Below are 18,724 nucleotides of genomic sequence, written 5' to 3'. Positions count from 1 at the left end.
TCCTACTCGTATTCGGCCAACAGCGTGGCCACCGCCGTAAACCTTGCGGGGGGCAGGGTGGCCCCCGGCTGTTTGACGGGCACCACCTCCAGGGCCGGTGGCGACGACAGGGTGATGTCCAGTGGCGTGTTGAGTAGAAACGGTTGGTCATTCTGCAAGAGCCGAATGCCCAGCGCAGGCACACTGGTTTGCAGGGCGGCGGCGTCAAAGCCCGTGGGCGTGCCGTTGACACTCAGCCTCAGTACCCATGGCAGTGTGGCGGGGGCACAACTGATGGTGTAGCCGACCCCTCGACGGTATTTCACACCGTCGACCCGCTTGACCCCGACATCCCCAAAATCCACTTCAATGGTGTTACCTGCATCAATCGTGCAGGGTGGCGGTTCGTTCAGTGTTCCGCTGAAGGTCAGGTTGGCCGACGCACTGCTGCAAAGGCCGATGGAACACAAGGCGAACAATGCTCGCTGCTGCCAACAGGTCATGGATCGCTCCTCTTCATTGGTACTCGATGACAAGGGTGGCGGCGGCATCAAATGCCCCTCCTGTCAGACGGCTGCCCGCACGCTTGACAGGCACCGCCTGCACGATCGGAAAGTTTGGATAGGTAAACCTCACGGCCGTATTCAGAGGCCAGTCGGCGCCATTGGCGAACAGTTTTACCCCCAGGTCCGTCTTGCGGGTCACCAGTACGCGACTGTCAAACGCAGCGGCGGTGCCCTTGAGTTCCAGGGTCATGGCGTTGCTGAAGGGCGAGTCGCATGTCACGGTATAAGGCACGTCTCGACGGTAGTTGACCCCGTCAACCCGTGATGTCAGAAGGTCATTGCCAAAAGGCACATCGAGCGTGCTCCCGCTGTTAATGACACACGGCGGAGGGGCGATGATTTGCGCCCGGATGATCAGATTGGTATCGGCCGCCACTCCCTGGCTGACCGCCCACAGCAGGCTGCCAGCCAGAATGGCCTGTGCGCCGGTTGCCTTAGCCATTGCTTTACCCTTAATCATAATTGAGCCTGAAATCCACCACGGCGCGAAATGCCCCGCTGGTCAGCGGCGCCGAGGTGCGCGTAGGCTGCACATGCCACGTGCGGGTACTGCTGCCCAAGGCCAAAAACAGTGGTTCGCCCCGTGAGCCCAGCTGTACATCGCGGCCCAGGGCATCGGTCAGGCGCAGGCCCATCCCGGTGATGCCCTGCACTTTGACCAGCCGTGGATCGTCGGCATCGGCGGGGGCGACAAAGGCCACCGACAGCACCGGTTGAAAGGCACTCCACGCCAGGTTCCCCGTACGTTCGCTGCGGATGCCGCCTGCGGTGCGATGGCAATCGCTGAACCGCAGCTGGAAAGCCACCGCGGTTGCCTGGTCGCCGGGGCGTTGCAGCTGGCTGGTCGAGACCGCACCCAGGTCAATGGTTTGATGCAGCGAGGCCATCTCCAGGCTGCAAGGGGTTTCATGCATGGCCCCGCTGATGTTCAGCAGGCCATTCATGCCCTCGATATCATCCTCGGCGTGTACGCCTCCCACACAGGCCAGCAACAAGCCGCCCAAGATCTTCACCGTATGCAACTTCATGATGTTCTCCCGCAGCAGGCGCTACTCATTGGGCGGTGCCGCTTGTGCGTTGACCTTGCAGGTCTCGCCACTGCAGGTGAAGGCCAGCAGTGGGCGCCCACCGTAATCATTGACGTAGGATAAATAGGGCGTTGTGCCGAGTGTCTCGGCCGATGGCCCCAGCGTCAGCGCGCCTTTGGGCGGCACCATCAAGGGCTCGAAGCCCGGCACGGTTTTACCGTCCTTGCTGCTGCGCGCATCCACCAGGGTCACGTAGTAAGGCGTCGGGTTGTTTACCTGGTAGTGGGGGCCTTTGCGGGTCAGGGTCAGCTTTTCCTGCCAGGGGGTGGACAAGTCTTGCTGGCTTGGGGCAATGGCTTGCGGTCGGTAGAACAGTTTGATCCGGGTCTGCAGGGCAATTTGCAGGGTGTTGGACTTGTCGCTGCGCGGCGGGATTTCCCTCAAGTTGAAGTAGTAGACCGTCTCGCGATCCTGCGGCAGCGATTTGGCCGCCGGCAGCGCCTGGACCTTGACCTGGCTTTGTTTGCCCGGCTCCAGGCGTTGAACCGGCGGGAGCACGATCAGGGGCGTGGTGATTTTTGTGCCCGCTTCATCCTCAATCCAGCCCTGCGCCAAATACGGTAACTGGGTGTTGTTATTTGTGATGTTGACGCTGGTGGCATCTTTGCCACCATCAAAAATCACTCGGGTACGATCCAGGCCGACAGCGGCGTATGCGCTATGGCTCAAGCCGACTGCCACCACGGCAAATGCCTGGAGGGTGAGGCGCGTGTTCAGCGTCATGAGGATGGGTTCTCCGTCTCGGTAGGCGTCCCGGTCAGCACCGCTGGCACGGGCAGGGATTGATCGGTGGCTGTCTTGCGGCAGCTCAATTGCAGGGCATCGGTCAAACCGTCCGCGGGCAACGTGACAGGGAGCGTGAGGACGCATTGTTCGACACCTCCCCAACTGACAAGCATTTGCCCGCCGGCCTGTATGCCGCTCAGATAGACATTGCCGTCGTCATTCACAATGCCGGTGTCCTGCTGTTTCATGTTCTTGACCGTCGCGCCGAAGGGGGGTGAGTTGCCATCGTCCAGGCGCAGCACGGCCATGGCTTTTTCACCGGCAATCACGTCCAGTGATCGGTAACCGATCGCCCCTTCGGTCAAGGTCAGTTGCGTCACCGATTGAGTGGCTTCGACATTGCTCGGCAGGCTCTCCAGGTCAATGCTGGCGGCCGTACGCTGGTAGCTGCTGATATCGGCGATAACCGCCTTGCCGAAGGCGTTGCTGCGGGTGGGCGCGCCGTAACCGCGTACAGGCACATCGGGTACGCCGCCGGTATCGACCATCAGGCGGGTTCCGCCCGTGCTATGGGTGCGGTGCAGCGCGGCACCGTGGGAGGTAAGCGTGCCACCGCCCCGCGCCGACACACTGAGGCTACTGTTGCCGGTTTGCTGGCTGGCGCTCAGGTCGATATCGGCCTGGTCCCCCATATGGCTCAGATAGCCGCTGGCTGAGTTGTCACTGGCCCGCAGTTGGTAGCTATTGCGCGCATCCAGGCGATCGCTGAAGCGCGTTGAAAAACTGTTATCGCCTGCGCCCTGATAGGCATCCAGCGACAGTGTGCCGGTGCGCCCCAATGGCAGGCTGACCGTCAGCGCCGCGCCGTTATCCTTATAGTTGTATTCCTGAGTGCGGAAGACATTCAGGGACAGGCTCATGTTTTTCACGTTGCCCACATTAAAGTAGCGTGACACCGACATGTTCCAGCGCTGGGTCTGTGGCCGATCCCAGTACGTTTGTTTGTTATAGCTGGCGTAGACGGTGGTGCCCAGGTCGCGAAACTGCTTGTTTACCGTCGCGGTATACAGGGCTTTGTTGCCGCCGATCGGCCTCACATCATCAATGGGCTCGCCGTTCTCGTTGTATCCCCCGCGCCCGCCGAGCTCGCCGTTCAAACCGTAGTGCCGGGCATTGAGGTATTCACTCATGCTCAGGAAATTCCTTTCGGAAAACCGGTAGCCGGCGAAGGTGATTTGGCTGTCGTACTGTTCAAAGTGCTTGGAGTATTGGAGGCGGTAGGATTTGCCCGAGAGCCTCTCGTTCCACACGCTGGCCTGGGATTGTGTAACGTCCAGCGAGAGGGCGCCGAACGCCAGCAGGTCACGACCGGCGCCGACGGACAGCGCGCGGTAGTTGTTATCCGTGATCCCGCCGCCAAACAGCGACCAGCCATTGCTGACCCCCCAGGAGAACTCGCCGGTCGCGAACACGTCACCCTCGGCGCCGTACTGCAGGTTGGACGGTTGCCCCGTCGCCAGCTTGTAACGCACATGCCCGGGGCGCGTCAGGTAAGGGACGCCTGCGGTATCAATCTGGAAGCTGTGCACCGTACCGTCCTGTTCTTCCACCCGCACATCCAGCGTGCCCGACACGGCGTCATTAAGGTCCTGGATGCGAAAGGGGCCTGCCGCTACCAGGGTTTCATACAGCACGCGCCCTTGCTGGCTGACCACGACCCGTGCATTGGTCTTGGCCACCCCGACGACTTCCGGGGCATAGCCACGCAAGTTGGGTGGCAGCTGGCTTTCATCGGAATTGAGCGCGGCGCCGGTAAAGCGGAAGCTGTCGAACAGGTCCGAATACAGGTAGTTCTCGCCCACCACCAGGCGCGCCTTCAGCGCAGGGATTGCGCGGTAGGCGTAGTAGCGGGTCCAGTCCAGCTTGCGGTCCTTGGCGACACCCTCATTGGCGCGCTCGAAACGTCCCTGCCAGTCTGCCCTGAGGCGCCAGGCCCCGGCATTGGCCCCGAGCGTGCCGTTGCCGCTGAGGTTATTGCGGTTGCCGCCGTCCTTTTGATAGTTGGACTGCGCGGTAAGGCTGTAGTCGACCAACAGCCCCGGCACGCCCTCATCCCAACGCGAGGGCGGGTCCCAGTTGATGTCGCTGTATTCGAGATAGGCCTGGGGGAGGTTGATATTCAGGGTGGAGGTGGCCAGGTCGCCACTGACCTCCATGCCAGGCAACCCCTGGATATCCAGGCACTGCCCGTTTTTCCACCAGGTGAGTTTTGCCGTGCTGGATGCCTTGAGGCCCAGTTGTTCCACGAGCTCAGGGGATAAACAAGCCTGGCTGCCTTTGGGATCATGGTCCGGGGGGTAGAACGCCACCGATTGTTCGGCAGTCGGCTGGGCGTTTATCTGCACGACCATCGAGTAGGTGCCAGGCAGAATGAAGCCGCTGCGCGCAAACTGAGACAAGTCAATATTGGTGCGATCATTCAGATCAAGAACGTCAGTATTGAACTCGATATCCCCGGCGCTCATGGCCGTACCAGCCAGTGACATCAACCCGCTGAACAGGCTGGGACGCAGCGCATATTTGACCTTCGACGTATTCAACATGAAAAAGCAACTCATCAATGTTCAAAAGTATTCCAACTTGAACCGCACGGCGGCACCGTGAGCACCAGGCATCAGCGGCAGCCCGTTGCCTACCAGGCGAAGCGTGTAGTGAAGTGTCATGTCGCCTTCGACCAATGGAAGCAGGGGCATCGGTTCACCCGGGACGCTCTCCTGGCCGGCGGCATCCCAGATATGCAGGGCTACCCCCTGCGAGCCGCCAAAAGCCGCAAACGAGCGACCGTCCCTGTCGCGAGGGCCGTCAAAGGTCACTTGCAGGTGCTGCCAATCAGGCAGGTTTACATCCGGGCGTGATGGGTCAGGGCGAGTCAGCGAACAATTGACCAGGCGCAACTGGAAGGGATGGGGGTCTCCTATGGCATTGCGTAACAGCCGGCCTATGGGTTCGGGGCGCATCTCGATGGTTTGATCGGCACTGACCAGCTCCAGCCCGCAAGCCGAGTCAATGATTTCTCCTCCCAGTGTGACGAGCCCATCGCCTTGCGCTGGGGTATCTGCGGCCACCCAGGGGCTGATGAACAACATCAATGAAGAGGTGACGGCGAAACTTATAATTGTTTTCACCTGTATCTCCCGCCAGCGTCCCCCGCCACCTGAAGTGGCGGGGGGCGGTACTTACTGATAGGCCAAGGTGAAGTTGGTGACCGCGCTGAAATCGCCAGGCTCAATCGTGCCGGTGGCGGCGCCTTGCACATACGCGCCAAACTCCAGTGTGTTATCACCGACGGAAATGGCTTGCGGGGTTGTTGCGACACCCAGTTCAATGGGCTGGCTGCCATGGGTCATCATGATGCCAATGCCACCCGCGCTGCCTACAGTGCCCAGTGCACCTGGAACCACACTGGAGGGCGCACCGGTGAACGTAGTGGTCACGGTGTTATCGGTAAGGCCGGTCAAATCGCAGCCTTCAAGTTCTATCAGGACGCGTCGGGCTTCAGATTTACCTCCGGTCTGCAATTGATGTTTTGCGATCGCGCCAAGGTGAACGCTTTGATCTACGGACTCAGGCTTGATAGAGCACGCGCCCGAGTGGACAGACCCCAAGAATGTAATTGTTCCATCTGCTGCATGCGCAGCGCCGATCGAGCCTGCGAACAACCCGATAGTTAATAGTGCGGTTTTAAATTTGTTTTTCATTTGCAGATGTCCACATGATAAAGGTCATTTAGGCGTCCGCTCGCAATAGTGCGAAGGACTTATTAAATAAGCGATTATGGTAAGTGCCGTTCAGTGTCCAGGTTTCAGCGGTTTGGCTTTCTCCTCCTATCAGGTATCGAAACTTGCGACTTGGGGCGCTACTTTTTATTGCGCCGCCCCTGACCGCCTGGCAGGCCGGAAAGGGCCAGCCAGTCAGCTCTATTACCTCAAGGGTGGCTTGCAGAAAACTCAATCGAGTTCAGTGCAGTCCAATTTTTTCAATTACGTGTATTGCAATTGAGGAGCACGTTCGAGGCGGTGCAATTATTGGGCTAGCGCTTTTTGTAAGAAAGTCGTCCGGTTCTCTTGGTTGTGTAGTCTTGTAATACTGAAGTGCATAGGAAAGTTGTGGCAATTTGCCAAAACTTGAGAAGCAGCCGTAAGAATTGGGCTACATATGGCTTGAGGGAGGGAGTAAAGGCTGTTGTAAGCGTAGGACTAAAATTTGTGGAAGGCACGCGTATTTATTGCGTTTAGGCAACTAACGTATCGGCCAGGGAATGAACTTTTTCGTTCTCCCGGCGCGCTGCGCGACGTTAGCGCCAAGGTGATGGCGGGTAGGGGGGGCACAAAAAAGCCCCGATCATCGGGGCCTTCATGCATGGGCAATCGCGGGGGCTTATTTGCCCTTGGGCCTTTTGCTCGACGCGTGACCGGCTTCGTCTACAAACACTTCAGCGACCGCAATCGCCTGGCTTTCGGTCGCGAATACCCCGGCGACGCTGTCGCCGTGAAAATTGATCAGGTGCCAGCCGTCTGCTCGCTTGGTGATCAGGTAGCCGTTTACGCCTTTGGGTTCTGACATCGATTAACAATCTCGTGGTCTGGTTCAAGCAGGCAATGATAGCGCCAAATGCCATGGGGGCGCGCAAGTTGTTGCAGGTCAGTGCCGAACCCCATAAAGCGTGCTAAAAAGGATGTGGCCCTTTGAAACCGGGGCGCCCTGGATATTTCCCGGAGCCGTTGGGCGTGCTTGTTTGAACGTGGGCGGAACTTACATCGAGATTTTTTCTCTATGTTGACATCGCAATGCCAGCAGCGCCCATTGTAAGGTGGCTGCGGCCTGATTAGACTGCGCCGAATTTCGTACGCACAGCCCTTATTAAGGACTTTTATGATCAAGAAATGCTTGTTCCCAGCAGCCGGTTACGGTACTCGCTTCCTGCCAGCGACCAAGGCCATGCCTAAAGAAATGCTGCCGGTGGTAAACAAGCCACTGATCCAGTACGGCGTCGAAGAGGCACTGGATGCCGGCCTGAACGAAATCTCCATCGTGACCGGGCGCGGCAAACGCGCCCTGGAAGACCACTTCGACATCAGCTATGAGCTGGAAAACCAGATCAAGGGCACCGATAAGGAAAAATACCTGGTCGGTATCCGCAAGTTGCTCGACGAGTGCTCGTTCTCCTACACCCGTCAAACCCAGATGAAAGGCCTGGGCCATGCCATCCTCACCGGTCGCCCATTGATCGGCGACGAGCCGTTTGCCGTGGTCCTGGCGGACGACCTGTGCGTGAACCTGGAAGGCGACGGCGTCTTGACCCAGATGGTCAAGCTCTACCAGAAATACCGCTGCACCATCGTTGCGGTGCAGGAAGTCGACCCTTCGGAAACCAACAAGTACGGCGTGATCGCTGGCGACGACATTGGCGATGGCCTGATTCGCGTGCGCGACATGGTCGAGAAGCCGGCGCCGGAAGATGCCCCGTCGAACCTGGCGATCATCGGTCGCTATATCCTGACCCCGGATATCTTCAAGCTGATCGAAGAAACCGAGCCAGGCAAGGGCGGTGAAATCCAGATTACCGACGCTTTGTTGAAGCAGGCCAAGGACGGTTGCGTCATTGCCTACAAATTCAAGGGGCGTCGTTTTGACTGTGGTGGCGCTGAAGGCTACATCGAGGCGACCAACTTCTGCTACGAACACTTCTACAAGACTGGCAAGGCTTATTGATTCAAGCTTGGTCTGTTGAGTCTCCAGAAAGCCACCTTCGGGTGGCTTTCTGGTTTTTTGGCTACAAGCGGGTATTCTGATGCCCTGCCGAGGAGAGTGAAATGGCCTACGATTTTGATCTTTATGTGATTGGCGCCGGTTCTGGTGGCGTACGGGCGGCACGCTTTGCCGCAGGGTTTGGCGCGAAGGTGGCCGTGGCGGAAAGCCGCTACCTGGGCGGGACGTGTGTCAATGTGGGGTGTGTGCCGAAAAAACTGCTGGTCTATGGCGCACACTTTGCCGAAGACTTCGAGCAGGCCAGCGGTTTTGGCTGGTCCCTGGGCGAGGCGGACTTTGATTGGGCGACACTGATCGCCAACAAGGACCGCGAGATCAATCGCCTCAACGGTATCTACCGCAACTTGCTGGTCAACAGTGGTGTGACCCTGCATGAGGGCCATGCGCGCCTGACCGGGCCCCACGAGGTCGAGATCAATGGCCAGCGCTTCACCGCCAAGCACATCCTGATCGCCACTGGCGGCTGGCCGCAGATCCCCGAGATTCCCGGGCATGAGCACGCCATTGGCTCCAATGAGGCGTTCTTCCTTAAAGAACTGCCCAAGCGTGTGCTGGTGGTGGGTGGCGGTTATATCGCGGTGGAGTTTGCCGGGATTTTCCATGGCCTGGGTGCACAGACTTCGTTGCTGTATCGCGGCGACCTGTTCCTGCGTGGCTTCGATGGCGCGGTGCGCAAGCACTTGCAGGAAGAGCTGACCAAGCGCGGCCTGGACCTGCAATTCAACGCCGATATCGCACGCATCGACAAGCAGGCCGATGGCAGCCTCAAGGCCACCCTGAAAGACGGTCGTGTACTGGAAGCCGATTGCGTGTTCTATGCCACCGGCCGGCGTCCGATGCTGGACAACCTGGGCCTGGAACACACCGGGGTCAAGCTGGACACGCGTGGCTTTGTCGAGGTTGACGAGCTGTACCAGACTGCCGAGTCGTCGATCCTGGCCATTGGTGATGTGATTGGGCGCGTGCAGCTGACGCCCGTGGCCTTGGCTGAAGGCATGGCCGTGGCGCGGCGCCTGTTCCAGCCTGAGCAATACCGCCCGGTGGACTACGCGATGATCCCGACGGCGGTGTTCAGCTTGCCGAATATCGGCACCGTGGGCCTGAGCGAAGAGCAGGCCCGGGCCGATGGGCATAACGTGCAGGTCTTTGAAAGCCGTTTCCGGCCGATGAAGCTGACCCTGACCGAGTGCCAGGAGCGTACGCTGATGAAGCTGGTGGTCGATGCCGACACCGACAAGGTGCTGGGTTGTCACATGGTCGGGCCAGATGCGGGCGAGATCATCCAGGGCCTGGCGATCGCCCTCAAGGCGGGGGCGACCAAGCAGCATTTCGACGAGACCATCGGCGTGCACCCGACGGCGGCGGAAGAGTTCGTCACCATGCGCACGCCAGTGGCTGGCTGATCAGGGGTTGGCTGTTGCCTCTGGCGCCGTTGCAACGACGCCAGCCAGGCGCAGCGCCTCGATGGTGGCCTGGGCCTTGATCAGGTCCAGTTCCACGGCTTTGTGGGCGTGCTGCTGTGTTGTCAGTGCGTCCTGACGTGACTGGCTGTCCTGCACGGCAACCCGCAGACGCTCCTGGAGCAGGGTGCGTTCGCTATCAATCAGGCTCAATTGTTCGCTCAGCTTGAGTTGCTGGGCCTGATCCTTACGGCTTTGCTCCTGCAGGGCAGTCAATTCCTTCGCCTTAACCCGGTGTTCAATCAATAGCCGCTCATTGTCGCGATGCAGTTGGGTGATCTCGTCCTGGCGCACCATGGCGCTCTGCTGGGCCTGGCGCAATTCGGCCTGCAACTGTTGCAACTGGCCTTCATGGCGGCGCTGCTCCTGCTCGCGCTGGTCCTTGATGGCATTGCGATAGTGCTCAAGGGCCTCGCGGGCGTGCAGGTGCTTTTCTTCCAGCGAACGAATCTGTTCGTCCTTGTCCGAGAGCCGTAGCTCGTAGTCGCTGCACGCCTGGCTGAGCCCGGCGTTGCGGGTTTGCTCGGTCTGCAGGCTGGTGCTGGCGGTTTGCAGGGCGGCGCTTTCTTCTGCCAGGGCTGCGCCCTGGATATCAAATTGCTGCTGGAGTTGGCTGTGGGCTGCGGTAAGTGCCTCTACCTGGGCGAGCAGGGCGCTTTTCTGTTGCTCGAACTGCGCCAGGGCCAGGTCGATGGGCTCCTGGGCCTTCTCTTTCAGGCGTTGGGCCAGGCGCGCCACCAGTTCGCCCAACTCGTCGTCGAGCGGCGCTTCGGTAATGCTGAGGCGGGTTTCGCTCTCGTCCAGCTCCTTCAGATAGCGGTGGATGGTGGTTTTCGAGCCGGTATTGCCCATCTCGATGCGCACGGCGTCGATGCTGGGGTTTTCGCCGCGGGCGAGGATTGCCAGGCGTGCCGTTTGAACTACTGCTTTGTTGATGCCGCCGCGAGCCATGGCGTCTCCGTCGATTTAGTACTGTGGTATGTATTATGTATTTACGTACTGTATCACGAACTAAAATACGTTGAAAATCATGATTAAACAGATGGGGTATTGGCGTATTATCCCGTGTGAAGACCCCTTTGGCGCAGATCCAGCCCTATGATCCGTACACCACCCCCTTGCCAGCGATCGCGGTATGAGTGAGCTAGACCGTTACCTGAACGCCGCCACCCGCGATAACACTCGCCGTAGCTATCGCGCCGCCATCGAGCACTTTGAAGTGATCTGGGGTGGTTTCCTGCCGGCCACCAGTGACAGCGTGGCGCGATACCTAGTGGCCTATGCCGGGGTGCTCGCGGTCAATACGCTGAAACTGCGGCTTTCGGCGCTGGCGCAATGGCACACCAGCCAGGGTTTTCCCGATCCGACCAAGGCGCCGGTAGTGCGCAAGGTGCTCAAGGGCATCCGCGCCTTGCACCCGGCCCAGGAAAAACAGGCCGAACCCTTGCAGCTCCAGCATCTGGAGCAGGTGGTGGGCTGGCTTGAGCGCGAAGCCGAGCAGGCGCGGGCAGAGGGCGATCGACCGCGCTGGCTGCGTGCCAAGCGCGACACGGCCTTGATCCTGCTGGGCTTTTGGCGCGGCTTTCGCAGCGATGAGCTGTGCCGTTTGCAGATCGAGCATGTGCAGGCGGTGCCGGGCGCGGGCATCACCCTGTACCTGCCGCGCAGCAAGAGCGACCGCGAAAACCTCGGCCAGACCTACCAAACCCCGGCGCTGCTGCGCCTGTGCCCGGTGCAGGCCTATAGCGAATGGCTGAGTGCCTCGGCCCTGGTGCGCGGCCCGCTGTTTCGCGGGATCGACCGCTGGGGCAACCTGGGCGAGGAGGGGTTGCATGCCAACAGCGTGATCCCGCTGCTGCGCCAGGCGCTGCAGCGGGCAGGCATTGCCGCCGAGCAATACACCAGCCACTCCCTGCGCCGGGGCTTTGCCACCTGGGCCTATCGCAGCGGCTGGGATTTGAAGTCGTTGATGACGTATGTCGGCTGGAAGGACATGAAGTCCGCCATGCGCTATGTTGAAGCGACGCCCTTTCTTGGCATGACTCAGGCCCGCGACCCGCTGCTTTAGGATTTCTTCTATTAATACAGTCGGTTGATAGCCAAAACCAATCGGCAGCATCAGGTTTGCCAATGAGCCATCGACGATGAGACTGGGTAGGATTCACCCATCAACTTACTAACCCCTGACGGAGAGTCAACGATGCCTATCATCAACAGCCAAGTAAAACCGTTCAAAGCCACCGCTTACAAAAACGGCAACTTCGTAGACGTGTCGGACGCTGACCTGAAAGGCAAGTGGTCTGTCGTGTTCTTCTACCCAGCCGACTTCACTTTTGTTTGCCCTACCGAACTGGAAGACCTGGCTGACAACTACGCCGAATTCCAGAAACTGGGCGTCGAGATCTACAGCGTTTCCACCGACACCCACTTTGCCCACGCTGCCTGGCACAACACCTCGCCAGCCATCGGCAAGATCCAGTACACCATGATCGGCGACCCAACCCTGACCATCTCGCGCAACTTCGACGTGCTGATCGAAGAAGCTGGCCTGGCAGACCGTGGCACCTTCGTGATCAACCCGGAAGGCCTGATCAAGATCGTTGAGCTGAACGATGGCGGCGTTGGCCGTGACGCTTCCGAGCTGCTGCGCAAAATCAAGGCGGCCCAGTACGTCGCTGCCCACCCGGGCGAAGTGTGCCCAGCCAAGTGGAAAGAAGGCGAGGCTACCCTGGCTCCGTCCCTGGACCTGGTCGGCAAGATCTAAGCCTGTGAAGTATCAAGGGCGGATGACCGCACCTTAAGTAAGCCGCACCGCCCTCAAAAACGCCCGGGCGAGATTCGCTCGGGCGTTTTTTTTTACCGAATTGATTTGAAATAGGAAATCGCCCGTATGTTGGACGCCAATCTTAAAGCTCAGTTGAAGTCATACCTGGAACGGGTCACCCAGCCGATCGAGATCGTCGCCTCCCTCGACGACGGTGCGAAATCCCAGGAAATGCTTGGTCTTTTGCAGGACGTAACCAGCCTCTCCACGCTGATTACCCTGAAAACCGATGGCAATGATGGGCGCAAGCCGTCGTTCTCCATCAACCGCCCGGGTGCCGATATCAGCCTGCGTTTTGCCGGCATCCCCATGGGGCATGAATTCACTTCGTTGGTGCTGGCCCTGCTGCAAGTCGGTGGCCACCCGTCGAAGGCCAGTGTCGAAGTGATTGAACAGATCCGTAGCCTTAAAGGTGAGTTCAGCTTCGAGACTTACTTCTCGCTGTCCTGCCAGAACTGCCCGGACGTGGTCCAGGCACTGAACCTGATGGCCGTGCTCAACCCGAACATCCGCCACGTTGCTATCGATGGCGCACTGTTCCAGGCTGAAGTCGACGAGCGCCAGGTCATGGCGGTGCCCAGCGTCTACCTCAACGGCGTGAACTTCGGCCAGGGCCGCATGGGCCTGGAAGAGATCCTCGCCAAGCTCGATACCAGCGGTATCGAAAAAGCCGCCGAGAAAATCAGCGCCAAGGACGCCTTCGATGTACTGGTTGTCGGGGGTGGCCCGGCCGGTTCGGCGGCTGCGATCTATGCCGCACGCAAAGGTATCCGCACCGGTGTGGCCGCCGAGCGTTTTGGTGGGCAAGTGCTGGACACCATGTCCATCGAGAACTTTATCTCGGTACAGGAAACCGAAGGCCCGAAACTGGCCGGCGCCCTGGAAGCCCACGTGCGTCAGTACGACGTGGACATCATGAACCTGCAGCGCGCCAGCAGCCTGGTCCCGGCGAAAAATCCCGGCGAGCTGCACGAAATTCGCTTTGAAAGCGGTGCGACCCTCAAGTCCAAGACCGTGATCCTGGCCACCGGTGCGCGCTGGCGCGAAATGGGTGTGCCGGGCGAGCAGGAATACAAGGCCAAGGGCGTATGCTTCTGCCCGCACTGCGACGGCCCGCTGTTCAAGGGCAAGCGCGTGGCGGTGATCGGCGGCGGTAACTCCGGCGTTGAAGCGGCCATCGACCTGGCCGGTATTGTCAGCCACGTGACCTTGCTGGAGTTCGACAGCAAGTTGCGCGCCGACGCGGTGTTGCAGCGCAAGCTCTACAGCCTGCCGAACGTTGACGTGATTACCAGTGCGTTGACCAGTGAAGTGAAAGGCGATGGCCAGAAAGTCACCGGCCTGGCCTATAAGGACCGCGATACCGGCGAGTTCAAGACCATCGACCTGGAAGGTATCTTTGTGCAGATCGGTTTGCTGCCCAACACCGATTGGCTCAAAGGCACCGTGGAGCTGTCGCCCCGTGGCGAGATCATTGTCGATGCCCGTGGCGAGACATCACTGCCCGGCGTGTTTGCCGCCGGTGACGTAACCACGGTGCCGTACAAGCAGATTGTGATTGCGGTGGGCGAGGGCGCCAAGGCTTCCCTGAGTGCTTTTGATCACCTGATCCGGGCGTAAGGCCCGATGCTGATCATTCCCACGCTCTGCGTGGGAATGCCTCCCATGACGCTGCGCGTCACCCGGCCCGCTTACAGCGGCGCTGGCTGGATGATCTCGACCCAGTACGCATCCGGGTCCTTGATAAACGCCAGGCTTTTCATGCGCCCATCCGTCAGGCGTTTCTGGAAGTCACAACCCAACGCTTCAAACCGCTCGCAGGCCGCGACGATATCCGGCACCGAAATGCAGATATGGCCAAAACCGCGCGGGTCGGTGTTGCCGTTGTGGTAGGCGAAGTCGGCATCGTTTTCGCTGCCGTGGTTATGGGTCAGTTCCAGGATGCCGGGGATCGACTTCATCCACTGGGTACGCGCAGCGGCATCGGCCGGGATCTGCGCCTTATCGACCAGGGCAAGGAAGTACAGGCTGAATTCGGCTTCCGGGAAGTCGCGTTTCTCAACCAGGGAAAACCCCAGGACGCGGGTGTAGAAGTCCAGGGACTTGGTGATGTCCTTGACCCGCAGCATGGTGTGGTTGAACACGAAGTTCGCCGTGGCGGTGTCGGGTTGGGCGGTGACGCCCGGGAAGTTGTTCAATTCGTGCAGGCTCATGGGCCCTCCAGAAAAAATGGGGCAGGCGCCGCTCGTGACTTGAGCGGTGCCTTTGGCTTGCGGCTGACAGGTATCCGTGCAGCCGGGCCATGATACGCAAGCCGCGCAGGCCGCGCCAAATGAAAAACTCACACGGGCCTTGCGAGCATCCTGTGCCCAGGCTCAAACTTTGCGGCTTGAACTTCGAGTGTTTTTCGCAATGAGCCGATCGAACAAAGCGTTGTTGAGCACCTTGTGCCTGATCTTGGGCAGCACTGCTGTTTGGGCGGCAGATCCCGAAATTCATTGGCCCAGCGGCTGGCAGGTGGAGGAAGTGGTGCCGGATGCCGATGCACCGGCCACGCCGTCGCCGGTCTCTCGCCAGCGTGCGATAAAGAACAATGAAAACGGCGAGACGCTAATGGTCATGGAGCTGACGGGGACACCGATCGAACCTGGGCATGTGGTCAATCTGCAAGGTGTGCTGCTGGAGATGCGCAAGTCCATCCAGAAGGACTTTGCCCGCAGTGGTTATCAAAGTGTCTGCAACAAGATGCACTCGACCACCTTAAGTCGTCTTGAGGCGCTGGAAACTACCTGTGTCGTTACCGAGAACGGCCGGCATGTGCTTTCGCAAACACTGGTGGGTGCTGTTGATGTGAATAAGGCCTATGTTTTTTCATACGCCGGACAAGCTGATGCTTATGAGTCGAGCAAGGAAGAAGTCCGCGCGGTACGCGCAAGCTTGAAACTTTGATGAGCAAAGGCTAGATGCCTGGCTTGGCTGCGTGATGAACAGTGCACAACTATAAGGCATTGGCACTCAGTGCCCGGTGGTCAAATGTGTGCCCAGTGGAATGTATTGCAAAGTTCACTTTCGCGAGCGCCGGGGTTTCAAACCCAGGCACCAAAACAAAAAAAAGCCCCGCGTCTGCGGGGTTTTTTATTAGTGCGCTGGTATTAGCCGCGAAGCCAGGAATCTACAGTGGCTGCGCCATACTGTTCTTTCCAGGCCTTCAAGCCGCGGTGGTTACCGCCCTTGGTTTCAATCAGTTCACCGGTGTGCGGGTTGTGATACACCTTGACTACGCGGGCACGGCGGGTTTTGGGGGCGGGCGCTACCTGGATCCCCGATTTGCCTGGGTTTGGATCAAGGATGGAAATGATGTCGCGCAGGCTCTTACCGTAGGTTTTCATCAGGCCTTGAAGTTTTTCTTCAAATTCGATTTCTTTCTTCAGGCCAGCGTCGTTCTTCAGGGATTCCAGCTGGGCGAGCTGCTCTTGAAGGGCTTTTTCTGCTGCACGAAATTCGGCGAGTCTGGACAAAATATTTACTCCAATAGTGTATTTGGCTGATACCAACTGCAAACAAAGCTATAAGCCAAGAGCCTCAGCGTGACTCGGTAAAAGTGGCTCTCCTGCCGATTCAGCGCAGGCAGGAAAAATTGTAGTAGTTAATGAGCCACGAGTAAATCATGTCTTTTGTATAAATAACAATATTTCATTGTGGCGCTAGATGGCCATTCAATGGCTGTGAAAAGATTTAATGAACGCGTCAAAAGGCTGCGGGCGACCAAACAGGTAGCCCTGCAAAAAGTCCACGCCTTGCGCCGCCAGATAATCGCGCTGCTCTTGTGTTTCCACGCCCTCTGCGACGATGCCCAAGTCAAGCTTGGCTGACAGTTCAATGATGCTGTCGAGTATATGCCGCGATAATGCATCGACCCCGATCATCGCGACAAAGCTTTGATCAATCTTCAAGTAGTCAACGTTGAAGTTGCGCAAATAAGCCAGGCTGGAGTGGCCGGTGCCGAAGTCATCAATGGCAATCAGCACCCCCAGTTCGTGCAGGGCCTGAAAGAGCTGGCGGGCCACGTCGGTGGGTTCGATCAATTCGCGCTCGGTCAGCTCCAGGGTCAACAGGACCTGGCCCGGGGTGAAGGCGGCAAGGAATTCGCGGCAGTCTTGGACCAGCGCCAAGTCCTGGCAATGCCTGGCCGTGATGTTGATGCCCACGTGAAAGTTGCCGCCAAGGCGCCCGGCATGGGGGGCCAGTTGGGTGGCCGTCTGGCGCATCAAGGCCCGGGTCATTGGCACGATCAGGCCGCAGTGCTCGGCCAGGGGGATAAACAGATCCGGGCGTACCAGGCCCTCCTTCGGGTGGTTCCAGCGCATCAACACTTCACAGCCGGCCCATTGCAGGCTGTCGCCGCGTACCACCGGTTGGTAGTACGGCACAAACTCGTTGGCATCCAGCGCCCGTTGCAGTTCATGGGTGGGCGCCGACGAGCGCTTTTGCAACCAGTGCGTCAACACCCCTGCCAATACGCCGAAAAACACCACCAGGCTGAACAGCGCCGGGTAGCGCGCTTCCATATAGCGCCAGACTTCACCCTCGGGCATGCCGGCTTCCACGCTGTAGGCATAGCGCTGGGAGGCGAGGTGCTGGTGGGCTACGGCAAACACCGGGGTGGCACTCTGTTGGACCTTCCCATCGCTGCCCAGCCAGTTGGGGCCGACCTGCAACACCAGGTCGGCGTAACGGCTGATCAGGCGCAGGGCGTTGGTCAGGTGGTAGCCGTCAATCGAAGCAAACGCGGCCTTGTCACCCTCAACGAGGCGATACACCAGCAGGGCGGTATCGGGGGTGACGGGGTTGCCATTCATCAACCACAGGCGACCGTTGACGTAGTCGTCAGGGTTGACCGGTGACACGTAGGTGCTGCCGAACAGCGAGCTGCAATAAATGGTTTTTTTCCACGACAAGGTGGTCGCACGGACAAAGGGCCGGCGGGTGACCTGCTCGCGCAGCGCCAGTTGCGCGGTGCTGTCGCAGTCCTTGCCCGCCAGGGGGAGCAGCGCCTGGGCGGCGAGGGCGGTGTTGTCGAGCATCAGGTCAAACTGGCGCACGGCCTCGACGGCCGTCTGCGCGGTGCTTTGTTCCAGGGTCCGTTCGGCCTGCAGGTGGAGGATCAGCACCCCGAGCAAAATCGGCAACAGCCCGCACAATGCGGTGATCAAGTTGCGGGCGACGCGTTTTCGCGGGCCTTTGAGGGTCAGTGGCATGTGCGCAGCCTGTAGCGGAATAAGGGAGGCGCCTGGCAACGATTACAGGCGATGCGTCGGATATCAGCATGATAGTTGGCCTATGGGAAATAAGCCTGTTTCGGTGGGCTGACCTAGCCACTTAGCTAGTTGTGGATGTTTTTTAACCTTGCCAAACTTTGCAACATATTTTGACGATTAAAAACCGCCTGGTCCATTGCGTTATTGTCTGGATTGATGGCGGCCCTAATAAGAGTATCAGCGGTCCTGTGCCCGGAACCGTTCGCCGCCTCGGGAAGAGGCGACGATTCAAGACCTGAAAACTTTTTGTGTCAGCAAGCCCGAATCCTGCGGGTGGGCTTGTTCCTGCCTGTCATTTGGATGGGCATCTACTTAACACTTAGGAAAACCTGTGTCATGAAAAGCAATTTATTGATGAGTGTCCTGCTGCTTGCTAGCGGTTTTATCGCCCCCCTGGCTATTGCGGCAGATGGCACCATCACCCTGACCGGTGAAATCACCGGCACTACCTGCACGATCAGCGGTGGAACCGGCGGTGTCGCAGGTTCGGGTGCGAACTTCCCGGTGGTCCTGGACAAGGTGCAAGCCAGCGCCCTGGCGAGCGACGGTGCAACCGCCAGCTCGAAACCTTTCTTCATCTATGTGGGCGGTGGTGCCAGTTGCGCGGATGCGACCAAGGTCGCGGTGTTGTATGAAAGCACCAGCCCAGCCATCAACCCCGCGACGGGCAATTTGCGGAACACGGCGTCGAAAACCGCCGCCGCCAAAGTGGAAGTGCAGATTATCGACGGCGCCACCCTCAAGCCGCTGGACTTGCGCACGGGGCATGCGTCGACCACGGCCACCGTCACCGCAGGCCTGGCGACATTGCCCTTTGCCGCACGGTATGTAGCCACGGGCGGCGCGGCGGGGGTCGGGCTGGTCAGTACGGCGGTGCAGTACTCAGTGGTTTTCCCCTGAGCGCGTACCACACCCACGTTCAGTCCTGACCCGT

General features: G+C 59.2%; 19 protein-coding genes. 7 read left to right on the top strand and 12 right to left on the bottom strand.

Annotated elements, in window-relative coordinates; all coding sequences use genetic code 11:
• Positions 1-2: 2 nt before the first annotated feature.
• The 8 genes from AO268_RS08255 to AO268_RS08220 all read right to left on the bottom strand — a co-directional run bounded on the left by AO268_RS08255 (position 3) and on the right by AO268_RS08220 (position 6,982).
• The gene (locus tag AO268_RS08255; protein WP_076960778.1) at positions 3-482 is read right to left on the bottom strand and encodes a fimbrial protein; all 480 of its coding nucleotides are present in this window, start codon (positions 480-482) and stop codon (positions 3-5) included.
• A 13-nt stretch (positions 483-495) separates the two neighbouring features.
• On the bottom strand, positions 496-987 hold the full coding sequence (locus tag AO268_RS08250) for a fimbrial protein (RefSeq protein WP_076960779.1): 492 nt from the start codon (positions 985-987) through the stop codon (positions 496-498).
• A gap of 10 nt (positions 988-997) precedes the next feature.
• Positions 998-1,573 carry a fimbrial protein gene (locus tag AO268_RS08245; protein ID WP_076960780.1) on the bottom strand — a complete coding sequence of 192 codons (576 nt, stop codon included), beginning with the start codon at positions 1,571-1,573 and terminating at the stop codon, positions 998-1,000.
• 21 nt (positions 1,574-1,594) lie between these two features.
• A complete protein-coding gene (locus AO268_RS08240; RefSeq protein WP_076960781.1) occupies positions 1,595-2,356 on the bottom strand; it encodes a fimbria/pilus periplasmic chaperone in 762 nt (253 codons plus the stop codon).
• Positions 2,353-4,962 carry an outer membrane usher protein gene (locus AO268_RS08235; protein WP_176561351.1) on the bottom strand — a complete coding sequence of 870 codons (2,610 nt, stop codon included), beginning with the start codon at positions 4,960-4,962 and terminating at the stop codon, positions 2,353-2,355. Before AO268_RS08235 ends, AO268_RS08240 begins: the two co-directional genes overlap by 4 nt.
• 21 nt (positions 4,963-4,983) lie before the next feature.
• A complete protein-coding gene (locus AO268_RS08230; protein ID WP_076960782.1) occupies positions 4,984-5,544 on the bottom strand; it encodes a fimbrial protein in 561 nt (186 codons plus the stop codon).
• A gap of 51 nt (positions 5,545-5,595) precedes the next feature.
• Positions 5,596-6,117: a fimbrial protein gene (locus AO268_RS08225; protein ID WP_076960783.1), complete on the bottom strand. Its 522-nt coding sequence runs from the start codon at positions 6,115-6,117 to the stop codon at positions 5,596-5,598.
• A 679-nt stretch (positions 6,118-6,796) separates the two neighbouring features.
• Entirely contained in the window at positions 6,797-6,982 is a 186-nt protein-coding gene (locus tag AO268_RS08220) for a hypothetical protein (protein WP_076960784.1), read from the bottom strand.
• Positions 6,983-7,291: 309 nt separating this feature from the next.
• Between AO268_RS08220 and galU the strand changes: the two genes are divergently transcribed.
• Together galU and gorA are read left to right on the top strand one after the other, a co-directional pair.
• Entirely contained in the window at positions 7,292-8,131 is an 840-nt protein-coding gene (gene galU / locus AO268_RS08215; RefSeq protein WP_029294645.1) for a UTP--glucose-1-phosphate uridylyltransferase GalU, read from the top strand.
• Positions 8,132-8,232: 101 nt separating this feature from the next.
• On the top strand, positions 8,233-9,591 hold the full coding sequence (gene gorA, locus AO268_RS08210; RefSeq protein WP_099168392.1) for a glutathione-disulfide reductase: 1,359 nt from the start codon (positions 8,233-8,235) through the stop codon (positions 9,589-9,591).
• Here gorA and AO268_RS08205 read toward each other — a convergent pair whose 3' ends face one another.
• On the bottom strand, positions 9,592-10,599 hold the full coding sequence (locus tag AO268_RS08205; RefSeq protein ID WP_099168391.1) for a DNA-binding protein: 1,008 nt from the start codon (positions 10,597-10,599) through the stop codon (positions 9,592-9,594). It lies immediately after the preceding gene.
• A 184-nt stretch (positions 10,600-10,783) separates the two neighbouring features.
• Between AO268_RS08205 and AO268_RS08200 the strand changes: the two genes are divergently transcribed.
• The 3 genes from AO268_RS08200 (at position 10,784) to ahpF (ending at position 14,092) form a co-directional block, all read left to right on the top strand.
• Positions 10,784-11,716, top strand: a complete 933-nt coding sequence (locus tag AO268_RS08200; RefSeq protein WP_099168390.1) for a site-specific integrase — start codon at positions 10,784-10,786, stop codon at positions 11,714-11,716.
• A 132-nt stretch (positions 11,717-11,848) separates the two neighbouring features.
• Entirely contained in the window at positions 11,849-12,412 is a 564-nt protein-coding gene (gene ahpC, locus AO268_RS08195) for an alkyl hydroperoxide reductase subunit C (RefSeq protein WP_076960788.1), read from the top strand.
• Positions 12,413-12,538: 126 nt separating this feature from the next.
• Positions 12,539-14,092 (top strand): alkyl hydroperoxide reductase subunit F, encoded by a 1,554-nt coding sequence (gene ahpF / locus AO268_RS08190; protein ID WP_099168389.1) that lies wholly within the window; start codon positions 12,539-12,541, stop codon positions 14,090-14,092.
• Between the two features lie 71 nt (positions 14,093-14,163).
• Here ahpF and gloA read toward each other — a convergent pair whose 3' ends face one another.
• Positions 14,164-14,685 carry a lactoylglutathione lyase gene (gloA, locus tag AO268_RS08185; RefSeq protein WP_099168388.1) on the bottom strand — a complete coding sequence of 174 codons (522 nt, stop codon included), beginning with the start codon at positions 14,683-14,685 and terminating at the stop codon, positions 14,164-14,166.
• 199 nt (positions 14,686-14,884) lie between these two features.
• Here gloA and AO268_RS08180 point away from each other — a divergent pair, with 199 nt between their 5' ends.
• Positions 14,885-15,421: a DUF4946 domain-containing protein gene (locus tag AO268_RS08180; RefSeq protein ID WP_099168434.1), complete on the top strand. Its 537-nt coding sequence runs from the start codon at positions 14,885-14,887 to the stop codon at positions 15,419-15,421.
• A gap of 203 nt (positions 15,422-15,624) precedes the next feature.
• Here the strand turns inward: AO268_RS08180 and AO268_RS08175 are convergent, their stop codons facing one another.
• Positions 15,625-15,990 carry a histone-like nucleoid-structuring protein, MvaT/MvaU family gene (locus AO268_RS08175; protein ID WP_076960791.1) on the bottom strand — a complete coding sequence of 122 codons (366 nt, stop codon included), beginning with the start codon at positions 15,988-15,990 and terminating at the stop codon, positions 15,625-15,627.
• A gap of 198 nt (positions 15,991-16,188) precedes the next feature.
• Positions 16,189-17,730: an EAL domain-containing protein gene (locus AO268_RS08170; protein WP_099168387.1), complete on the bottom strand. Its 1,542-nt coding sequence runs from the start codon at positions 17,728-17,730 to the stop codon at positions 16,189-16,191.
• Positions 17,731-18,126: 396 nt separating this feature from the next.
• Between AO268_RS08170 and AO268_RS08165 the strand changes: the two genes are divergently transcribed.
• Positions 18,127-18,690, top strand: coding sequence for a fimbrial protein (locus tag AO268_RS08165; RefSeq protein ID WP_076960793.1), 564 nt, complete (start codon positions 18,127-18,129; stop codon positions 18,688-18,690).
• Positions 18,691-18,724: the final 34 nt, after the last annotated feature.

This window comes from Pseudomonas sp. ICMP 8385, assembly GCF_002699915.1.
Lineage (GTDB): Bacteria > Pseudomonadota > Gammaproteobacteria > Pseudomonadales > Pseudomonadaceae > Aquipseudomonas > Aquipseudomonas gessardii.
The sequence above is the reverse complement of the archived record's forward strand: the minus strand, read 5'-3'. Positions and strand labels throughout refer to the sequence as shown.

Bases quoted from the DNA above. Each gene is read 5' to 3' on its own strand.
- ahpC (WP_076960788.1), top strand. From the start codon at position 11,849: ATGCCTATCATCAACAGCCAAGTAAAACCGTTCAAAGCCACCGCTTAC.
- galU (WP_029294645.1), top strand. From the start codon at position 7,292: ATGATCAAGAAATGCTTGTTCCCAGCAGCCGGTTACGGTACTCGCTTC.
- AO268_RS08245 (WP_076960780.1), bottom strand. From the start codon at position 1,573: ATGAAGTTGCATACGGTGAAGATCTTGGGCGGCTTGTTGCTGGCCTGT.
- AO268_RS08165 (WP_076960793.1), top strand. From the start codon at position 18,127: ATGAAAAGCAATTTATTGATGAGTGTCCTGCTGCTTGCTAGCGGTTTT.
- ahpF (WP_099168389.1), top strand. From the start codon at position 12,539: ATGTTGGACGCCAATCTTAAAGCTCAGTTGAAGTCATACCTGGAACGG.
- AO268_RS08200 (WP_099168390.1), top strand. From the start codon at position 10,784: ATGAGTGAGCTAGACCGTTACCTGAACGCCGCCACCCGCGATAACACT.
- AO268_RS08170 (WP_099168387.1), bottom strand. From the start codon at position 17,730: ATGCCACTGACCCTCAAAGGCCCGCGAAAACGCGTCGCCCGCAACTTG.
- AO268_RS08180 (WP_099168434.1), top strand. From the start codon at position 14,885: ATGAGCCGATCGAACAAAGCGTTGTTGAGCACCTTGTGCCTGATCTTG.
- AO268_RS08255 (WP_076960778.1), bottom strand. From the start codon at position 482: ATGACCTGTTGGCAGCAGCGAGCATTGTTCGCCTTGTGTTCCATCGGC.
- AO268_RS08225 (WP_076960783.1), bottom strand. From the start codon at position 6,117: ATGAAAAACAAATTTAAAACCGCACTATTAACTATCGGGTTGTTCGCA.
- AO268_RS08205 (WP_099168391.1), bottom strand. From the start codon at position 10,599: ATGGCTCGCGGCGGCATCAACAAAGCAGTAGTTCAAACGGCACGCCTG.
- AO268_RS08220 (WP_076960784.1), bottom strand. From the start codon at position 6,982: ATGTCAGAACCCAAAGGCGTAAACGGCTACCTGATCACCAAGCGAGCA.
- AO268_RS08240 (WP_076960781.1), bottom strand. From the start codon at position 2,356: ATGACGCTGAACACGCGCCTCACCCTCCAGGCATTTGCCGTGGTGGCA.
- gorA (WP_099168392.1), top strand. From the start codon at position 8,233: ATGGCCTACGATTTTGATCTTTATGTGATTGGCGCCGGTTCTGGTGGC.
- AO268_RS08250 (WP_076960779.1), bottom strand. From the start codon at position 987: ATGGCTAAGGCAACCGGCGCACAGGCCATTCTGGCTGGCAGCCTGCTG.
- AO268_RS08235 (WP_176561351.1), bottom strand. From the start codon at position 4,962: ATGTTGAATACGTCGAAGGTCAAATATGCGCTGCGTCCCAGCCTGTTC.
- gloA (WP_099168388.1), bottom strand. From the start codon at position 14,685: ATGAGCCTGCACGAATTGAACAACTTCCCGGGCGTCACCGCCCAACCC.